At 74.5% G+C, this 7238-nt stretch carries 8 protein-coding genes; 2 read left to right on the top strand and 6 right to left on the bottom strand.

Annotated features, from left to right (window positions below; genetic code table 11):
- Positions 1-325 (bottom strand): YnfA family protein (locus tag IEY96_RS18590; RefSeq protein WP_189196053.1); only part of this gene is annotated, 325 nt, incomplete at its 3' end.
- Between the two features lie 117 nt (positions 326-442).
- Positions 443-637 (bottom strand): CsbD family protein, encoded by a 195-nt coding sequence (locus IEY96_RS18585; RefSeq protein WP_189196052.1) that lies wholly within the window; start codon positions 635-637, stop codon positions 443-445.
- 187 nt (positions 638-824) lie between these two features.
- Here IEY96_RS18585 and IEY96_RS18580 point away from each other — a divergent pair, with 187 nt between their 5' ends.
- Positions 825-1664: a helix-turn-helix transcriptional regulator gene (locus tag IEY96_RS18580; RefSeq protein WP_189196051.1), complete on the top strand. Its 840-nt coding sequence runs from the start codon at positions 825-827 to the stop codon at positions 1662-1664.
- A gap of 48 nt (positions 1665-1712) precedes the next feature.
- Positions 1713-2324: a histidine phosphatase family protein gene (locus IEY96_RS18575; RefSeq protein WP_189196050.1), complete on the top strand. Its 612-nt coding sequence runs from the start codon at positions 1713-1715 to the stop codon at positions 2322-2324.
- A 67-nt stretch (positions 2325-2391) separates the two neighbouring features.
- Here IEY96_RS18575 and IEY96_RS18570 read toward each other — a convergent pair whose 3' ends face one another.
- From IEY96_RS18570 to IEY96_RS18555, 4 genes are all read right to left on the bottom strand, one after another.
- The gene (locus IEY96_RS18570; protein WP_189196049.1) at positions 2392-4101 is read right to left on the bottom strand and encodes a CDP-glycerol glycerophosphotransferase family protein; all 1710 of its coding nucleotides are present in this window, start codon (positions 4099-4101) and stop codon (positions 2392-2394) included.
- A 278-nt stretch (positions 4102-4379) separates the two neighbouring features.
- Entirely contained in the window at positions 4380-4889 is a 510-nt protein-coding gene (locus tag IEY96_RS18565) for an Lrp/AsnC family transcriptional regulator (RefSeq protein ID WP_189196048.1), read from the bottom strand.
- A gap of 92 nt (positions 4890-4981) precedes the next feature.
- The gene (locus IEY96_RS18560; RefSeq protein WP_189196047.1) at positions 4982-6124 is read right to left on the bottom strand and encodes an acyl-CoA dehydrogenase family protein; all 1143 of its coding nucleotides are present in this window, start codon (positions 6122-6124) and stop codon (positions 4982-4984) included.
- Positions 6121-7230, bottom strand: a complete 1110-nt coding sequence (locus IEY96_RS18555) for a M24 family metallopeptidase (RefSeq protein ID WP_189196046.1) — start codon at positions 7228-7230, stop codon at positions 6121-6123. The genes IEY96_RS18560 and IEY96_RS18555 overlap by 4 nt, the downstream gene beginning before the upstream one ends.
- Between the last annotated feature and the right edge of the window lie 8 nt (positions 7231-7238).

Raw genomic sequence — 7238 nt, 5'->3', positions numbered from 1 at the left:
GCGGGGCGTACATGATCACCGCGACGCCGAGCAGGCAGATGGCCGCCCCCGTGACGTCCCACCGGTCCGGCCGGAACCCGTCCACCAGCACTCCCCACGTCAGCGACCCGGCCACGAACACACCCCCGTACGCCGCCAGGATCCGGCCGAAGTGGGGATCCGGCTGGAACGTCGCCACGAACCCGTACACCCCCAGGGCCAGCACCCCGGCCGCCACCCACCACAGCCCCCGGTGCTCCCGCCAGCCCTGCCAGACCAGCCACGCGCCGCCGATCTCCGCCACCGCGGCCAGCACGAACAGCACCAGGGAACGCAGGACCGTCACCCCGCGACCCTAACCAGACCCCGCCCGCGCCGACCGCCGCCCGCGCCCGGACACCGGAAGTGACCCGCGCACACGGCGGCGGGCCCCCGGATCACCGGGAGCCCGCCGTCGTACGGGTCACTTGTCGAAGGCGTCCCGGACGTTCCGTCCGGCCTCCTTGACGTTCTGCCCGGCCTGCCGCGCCCGGGCGGCGCTCTGCTCGTTGGCGCCCTCGGCCCGCAACCGCTCGTTGTCGGTGGCGTCGCCGATCCGCTCCTTGGCCGCGCCGGCCAGCTCCTGGGCCCGGATCTTTGCCTTGTCGGTGAAGCTCATCCCGCCTCCTCGGCTCGTTCGGGCTTCCGGCGGTTGCGTCCCCGGTGCCGGTCTCCGCAAACGCTGTGTCCCGGCGCACGTCGCGTAAGGCATCCTAGGAAGATAGGTTGAGGCCGTCCAGGCGGCGCGTCTTCCTGGGACTGCCAGGGCCACCCGGGTGCGGGGGCCACGGGGCAGACTGGTGGACGTGGCGGGGGCGGAGTTCGGGCAGGCGGTGCGGCGCTGGCGCGATCGGGTGCCGCCCGAGGCCGCCGGGCTGCCCCCCGGCCGGTCCCGGCGGGCCACCGGCCTGCGTCGGGAGGAACTGGCGCTGCTGGCCGGGATCTCCGTCGACTACCTCACCCGCCTGGAGCAGGGCCGCGCGGCCCACCCCTCGGCGCAGGTCGTCGCGGCGCTGGCCCGGGCGCTGCGGCTCTCCGACGCCGAGCGGGCCCACCTCCACCGGCTGGCCGGGCTCGCGCCGCCCGGCCCGCAGGCCATCCCCACCGAGGTCACCCCGAGCGTGCAGCGGCTGCTGGACCGGTTGGCCGGCACCCCGGTGGCGGTGTACGACGCCGCCTGGACGCTGCTGGTGGCCAACCCGCCGTACGCGGCGCTGATGGGTGACCCGTCCGGGTCGCGGGGCGACGAGCGCAACGGCGTGTGGCGGCACTTCCTCGGGCCCGGCTCGCGGGTCCGGCTCGGCCCCGAGGAGCGGCGCGGGTTCGAGGCCGCGCTGGTCGGCGACCTCCGCGCCGCCGCCGCCCGCTACCCCGCCGACCCGAGGCTGGGCCGGCTCCTCGCCGACCTGCGGGCGCACAGTCCCCGGTTCGCCGAACTGTGGGACGCCGGCACCGTGGGCCGGCACGCCGCGGCGCGCAAGACCGTCGACCACCCGCACGTCGGGCCGCTGACCCTCGACTGCGACGTGCTCACCGTCGCCGGCAGCGACCTGCGGATCATGGTCTACACCGCCGAACCGGGCAGCCCGGACGCCGAACGCCTCGCCCTGCTCACCGTGCTCGGCACCCAGTCGCTCCACGGGTGACCCGGTCGCCGGCCGGCTCCGACCGCCCGTCCGTGGTTGACTGGGCCGGTGAGCGAGATTCTGCTGATCCGGCACGGCGAGACCACCTGGAGCGCCAGCCGCCGGCACACCTCGTACACCGATCTGGAGCTGACCCCCGACGGCGAGCGGCAGTCCCGGGCGCTCGCCGTGGCGCTCGCCGGCCGGCGTTTCGTCCGGGTGCTGTCCAGCCCCCGGCAGCGCGCCACCCGCACCGCGCACCTGGCGGGGCTCACCGTCGACGCGACCGACCCCGACCTGGCCGAGTGGAACTACGGCGCCTACGAGGGACGCACCACCGCGGACATCCACGACGAGAACCCGGCGTGGAACATCTGGACCGACGGCTGCCCCGGCGGGGAGTCACCGGCCGAGGTCGGCGCCCGGCTCGACCGGGTGCTCGACCGGGTGACCCCGCTGCTGGAGCGGGGCAGCGTAGCGCTGGTCGGCCACGCGCACAGCCTGCGGGTGCTCGGCGCGCGCTGGATCGGCCTGCCCCCGTCCGCCGGCGGGCTGCTGCGGCTGGACACCGCCACCGTCAGCGTGCTCGGTCACGAGCACGGCCGGCGGGTCGTCCTGCGGTGGAACCAGCCGGTTCCGCAGACGGCCGCCGCCGCCACCGACCGGGCCGCCCGGCACTAGAACGAGCGGCTCCGGTGCGGCGTCGATGCCGAACCGGAGCCGATCGTCGGCGGCGGTGCCGCCCGCGTCAGAGGTAGCGCGAGGCCTCGTCGAGGAAGCGCTGCGCGTACCGGTCCGAGGGGATGTCCCCGAGGTAGTACTTCTTGAGGTCGCGGCGGGCGCCGGCGAGGGGGTCGCTGCCGAGGAGGTCGTCGAGGGCGGTGTCGAGCCCCTCCAGCCGGCCGCCGTGGGCGTCGATCACGTAGGCCGCCCGCGCGAGCGGGAACGCCTCCGGGAACCGGGCCGCCGGCGTCGAGACGGCGACCATCACGAAGGGCTTCTCCGAGTACAGGTAGTCCGCCACCACGCTCGACACGTCCGACACCATCGCGTCGGAGGCGTTGAAGCAGTCCGCGACCGTCATCGCCACCTCGGCCTCGGCGCCGAAGACGTGCGGCCGTCCGTTCGTCCGGCGGTCGTCGGCCAGCAGCGTCCGGATCCGGTCGCACTCCCGGGCCAGCGCCGCGGACCGCTGGCTGTACGGATGCGGCCGGAAGACGACGCTGCACCCGCGCGCGACGAGCGCCTTGATGATGTCGTAGCCCACGAGCAGGGACGAGTAGTTGGAGTCGGCGTAGAAGCCGGCCCACGTCGGGGCGTACAGGACCCGGGGGTTGGCGATCGAGGCGATCGGCTCGGTCGCGATGGCGACGTTCTCCACCTGCGGACGCCCGACGATGGTGAACATCTCCGCGGGCATGCTCACCCCGTTGGCCGCGAACCGGTCGATCGCGGCCTGGCCGGCGACGAAGTTCTTGTCGTACAGCCGGAAGACCGGGTTGTGACTCGGCACCTTGTCGCTGTCGCCGTGGTTGAGCTGGATGTGCTTGAGGTTCGTGTACCGGGCGACGTGGTTGTTCACCGTCGCGGTGTTGACGTAGAAGGCCGCCCGCAGCGACGGGGCGATGACCTCGTCGAGCTGGTTCAGGCCCATCCGCATCACCACCGGGGCCTTGGTGAGGCCCACCACCTCGTTGAAGTTGGTCTGGTTGCGCACCAGCACGAAGAACTTCCGGCCCAGGCGCTCCAGGTAGGGCAACCACATCGCGAGCTGGTAGGCGGTGCCGGCGGGCGCGTTCCAGTGCACGAGGAAGATCGGCTCGTAGGCGGTCAGCGCCTTGAGCAGTTTCGCCTCACCGTTGCGCCGCGCCCGCACCAGCTTCAGGCCCTGCAAACCGGTGAACAGGGTCAACCCGAGCGCCGCGACCGACACCGCCAGCGCGATCCACCCGAAGACGCCGGTGAACGCGCAGACCAGCGCCACGAGCACCGCGGCGCCGTTGACCAGCGCCACCCGCCTCGTGTCGGGGCCACGGCCGAGCCGGGAGTCGATCCCGGGCAGGTTCGCCGCGACGGGGTAGACCGCCTCGAACATCGACGCCAACAGCGGTTCGCCGAGAACCGCCAGGCCCGCGACGGCGACGCCGACGGCCAGGGCCGGATCAAGACCGCCGTGCACCGCGCCCAGCAGGTACGCGCTGGCGAGCAGGAGGACGCGTGCCACCACGGACGTTCCGGCGGCCGCCGCACCGCCACGCCACGTCCAGGCCAGCAGGGCGAACGCGAGAACGGCCGGGGGAAGCGCCCACAGGCGGGAGTTTCCCACCGCCGCCAGCAGCAGGGCGGCAAGGGCCGTCACCTCGACCGCCGAGGCGGGCAGTCGTGTCCCGACGGCCGACGTCCGCGCCTCCGCCAGCCGTCCGCTGAACCGGGACCGGCCCGGCTTCGAAGCCGTCATCGCTTGATCCCCACCGACGGGCCGACCCGCAGCAGCCGCCTCGCCCGACCCCGGCATGTCGCCCGGAAGTTCTGTTGCAACGCCAACTCCTTCTTCAACTCGCTACCCGCTCCGCGGGCCCCCACGGCCCGGTGAACGGTGGTTCAAAGCGCAGGCGGATCGGCGCGGATCGCCCTCGGGTCCCGGCCACCGCCAGCGCACGCGCGGCACCACCTGCCGTCGCCCGACGACGCCCGGGTCCGGCCGGCGGTGGTGCGGTCATCGCTCGCCGCGCCCGGTCATCCCGCCTGCGAGCCCGCCGACTCCGCCGCGACGCCACGGAGGCGGTGCTGGTTCGCCGGCTCCGGGCCGACCTTCGGCGGGCGGTGCTCGTACGGGGTGGAGAGCACCACCGTCGTCCGGGTGGTGACGTTCGCGGACGTCCGGATCTCCTGCAGCACCCGCTCCAGGTCCGCCGGGCTGGCCACCCGCACCAGCAGGAGGTAGAAGTCCTCCCCGGCCACCGAGTAGCACGAGTCGATCTCCGGCAGGTGGGCCAGCCGCTCCGGGGCGTCGTCCGGCTGCGAGGGGTCAAACGGCCGGATCGCCACGAACGCGGTCAGCGGCAGGTCCAGCGCCTCGAACGAGACGCGGGCGGCGTACCCTTTGATGACGCCGCGCTGCTCCAGCCGGCGGACCCGCTGGTGCACGGCGGACACCGACAGGCCCACCCGCTCGGCCAGGTCCGTGTACGACAGCCGACCGTCCCCGGTCAGTGCGGCGACGATGGCGCGGTCGATCTCCTCCACGCGGTGCAACCTACCGGTAAAAGCGCTCCCACGTCGCACCCGGCCCGCCGCCATGACGCTGTGCGGGCCGGATGGTCGCGCACCGCGTCGGATCAGCCCTTGGCCAGGGCCCGGGAGATGACCAGCCGCTGGATCTGGTTGGTGCCCTCGACGATCTGGAGCACCTTGGCCTCGCGCATGTACCGCTCGACCGGGTGGTCGGCGACGTAGCCGGCGCCGCCGAGCACCTGCACGGCGTCGGTGGTCACCCGCATCGCCACGTCGGTGGCGAACAGCTTCGCCTTCGCCGCCTCGATCGAGTACGGCCGCCCGGCGTCGCGCAGCCGCGCCGCGGCCAGGAGCAGCGCCCGGGCGGCGGAGATCTGGGTGGCGTGGTCGGCCAGGGTGAAGCCGAGCCCCTGGAAGTCGATGATCGCCCGGCCGAACTGCTGGCGTTCCCGGGCGTAGCCGATGGCGTAGTCCAGGGCGGCCTGGGCCAGGCCGACCGCGCAGGCGGCGATGCCGAGCCGCCCCGAGTCCAGCGCCGACATGGCGATGGTGAAGCCCATCCCCTCGCCGCCGATCAGCCGCTCGGCCGGCACCCGGGCCTCGTCGAAGGCGATCTGGGCGACCGGGGAGGCGTGCAGGCCCATGGTGCGCTCGGCGGCCTGCGGGTGGATGCCCGGGGTGTTCCGGTCGGCCAGCAGGCAGGAGATGCCCTTGGGGCCGGGGCCGCCGGTGCGGCAGAAGATGTTGTAGAAGTCGGCGACCCGGGCGTGGGTGATCCACGCCTTGGTGCCGGAGACCACGTAGGCGTCGCCGTCGCGGACCGCCTTCGTGGTCAGGGCCGCGGCGTCGGAGCCGCCCTGCGGCTCGGAGAGGCAGTACGCCCCGAGCAGCTCGCCGCCGATCATGTCGGGCAGCAGCTTGCGCTGCTCGTCGGTGCCGAACTGGGCCACCGGGTAGCAGGACAGGGTGTGCACGCTGACCGCCTCGGCGACGGCGAGCCAGCGGCTGGCCAGGATCTCCAGCACCTGGACGTAGACCTCGTACGGCTGGGCGGCACCGCCGTGCTCCTCGGCGTACGGGAGGCCGAGCAGGCCGGCCCGGCCCAGGGTGCGCAGCACCTCGCGGGGGAACTCGGCGCGCTCCTCGAAGCCGGCGGCCTTGGGCGCGAGCTCCCGGTCGGCGAGTTCGGTGGCGAGGTCCAGCAGGTCGTGGGCCTCGTCGGTGGGGAGGATCCGGTCGACAGTCATAGCGCGATGAGCTCCGTGGGGGTGGTGTTGAGCCGTTGCCCGCCGTCCGTCGTGCAGACGACGATGTCCTCGATCCGGGCGCCGTGCCGCCCGGCGAGGTAGATCCCGGGTTCGACCGAGAACGCCATGCCGGCCTCCAGGGGCCGGGGGTTGCCGGCCACGACGTACGGGTCCTCGTGGGTGTCGAGGCCGATGCCGTGGCCGGTGCGGTGCAGGAACGCGTCGCCGTGACCGGCGGCGGTGATGATGTCCCGGGCGACCGCGTCGAGCGCCTCGGCGGTCACCCCCGGGCGGACGGCCGCCACCGCGGCGCGCTGCGCCTCGTGCAGGACCGCGTAGTAGTCGGTGAACTCGGCCGGGGCGGGGCCGCCGACGACGTAGGTGCGGGTGCAGTCGGAGCGGTAGCCGGACGGCATGGTGCCGCCGATGTCCACCACGACCGGCTCGCCCGGGCGGATCGGCCGGTCGGCGGTGCCGTGGTGCGGGCTGGCGCCGTTCGGGCCGGCGGCCACGATGACGAAGTCGACGCGGATGTGCCCGGCGGCCCGGATGGCGGCGGCGATGTCGGCGGCCACCTCGACCTCGGTGCGGCCGGGGCGCAGCCACTCCCCCATCCGCCGGTGCACGGCGTCGATCGCGGCGCCCGCCTCGGCCAGCGCGGCGACGTCGGCGGGCGACTTGCGGATCCGCAGCTCGCGCAGCACCTCGGAGGCGAGCCGCTGGGCCGCGTCGGGCAGCGTGGCGCGCAGTGCGAGCACCTGCTCGGCCCACATCCGGTCGGCCAGCCCGACGGCGGCGACCGGGCCGGGCAGCGCGGCCCGCACCAGCGGCCAGGGGTCGGTGCCGTCGGCGTGGTCGACGATCCGGTAGCCGCCGCCGGGGGCGGCCTCGGCGCCGGGCCGTTCCAGCACCGGCACGATCAGGGTGGGCTCGCCCTCGGCAGGGAGCACCAGGCAGGTGAGCCGCTCCCCCTCGTGGGCGTCGTAGCCGGTCAGGTAGCGCAGGTCGGAGCCGGGGGTGAGCAGCAGCGCGTCCAGGCCGGCGGCGGCGGTGGCGCGCTGGGCGGCGGCCAGCCGCTCGACCGGGTAGAGCTCGTCGGTTCCCACCCCCTGAG

The organism is Micromonospora fulviviridis (assembly GCF_014648395.1).
GTDB lineage: Bacteria > Actinomycetota > Actinomycetes > Mycobacteriales > Micromonosporaceae > Micromonospora > Micromonospora fulviviridis.
The sequence above is the reverse complement of the archived record's forward strand: the minus strand, read 5'-3'. Positions and strand labels throughout refer to the sequence as shown.

Bases quoted from the DNA above. Each gene is read 5' to 3' on its own strand.
- IEY96_RS18570 (WP_189196049.1), bottom strand. From the start codon at position 4,101: ATGACGGCTTCGAAGCCGGGCCGGTCCCGGTTCAGCGGACGGCTGGCG.
- IEY96_RS18585 (WP_189196052.1), bottom strand. From the start codon at position 637: ATGAGCTTCACCGACAAGGCAAAGATCCGGGCCCAGGAGCTGGCCGGC.
- IEY96_RS18560 (WP_189196047.1), bottom strand. From the start codon at position 6,124: ATGACTGTCGACCGGATCCTCCCCACCGACGAGGCCCACGACCTGCTG.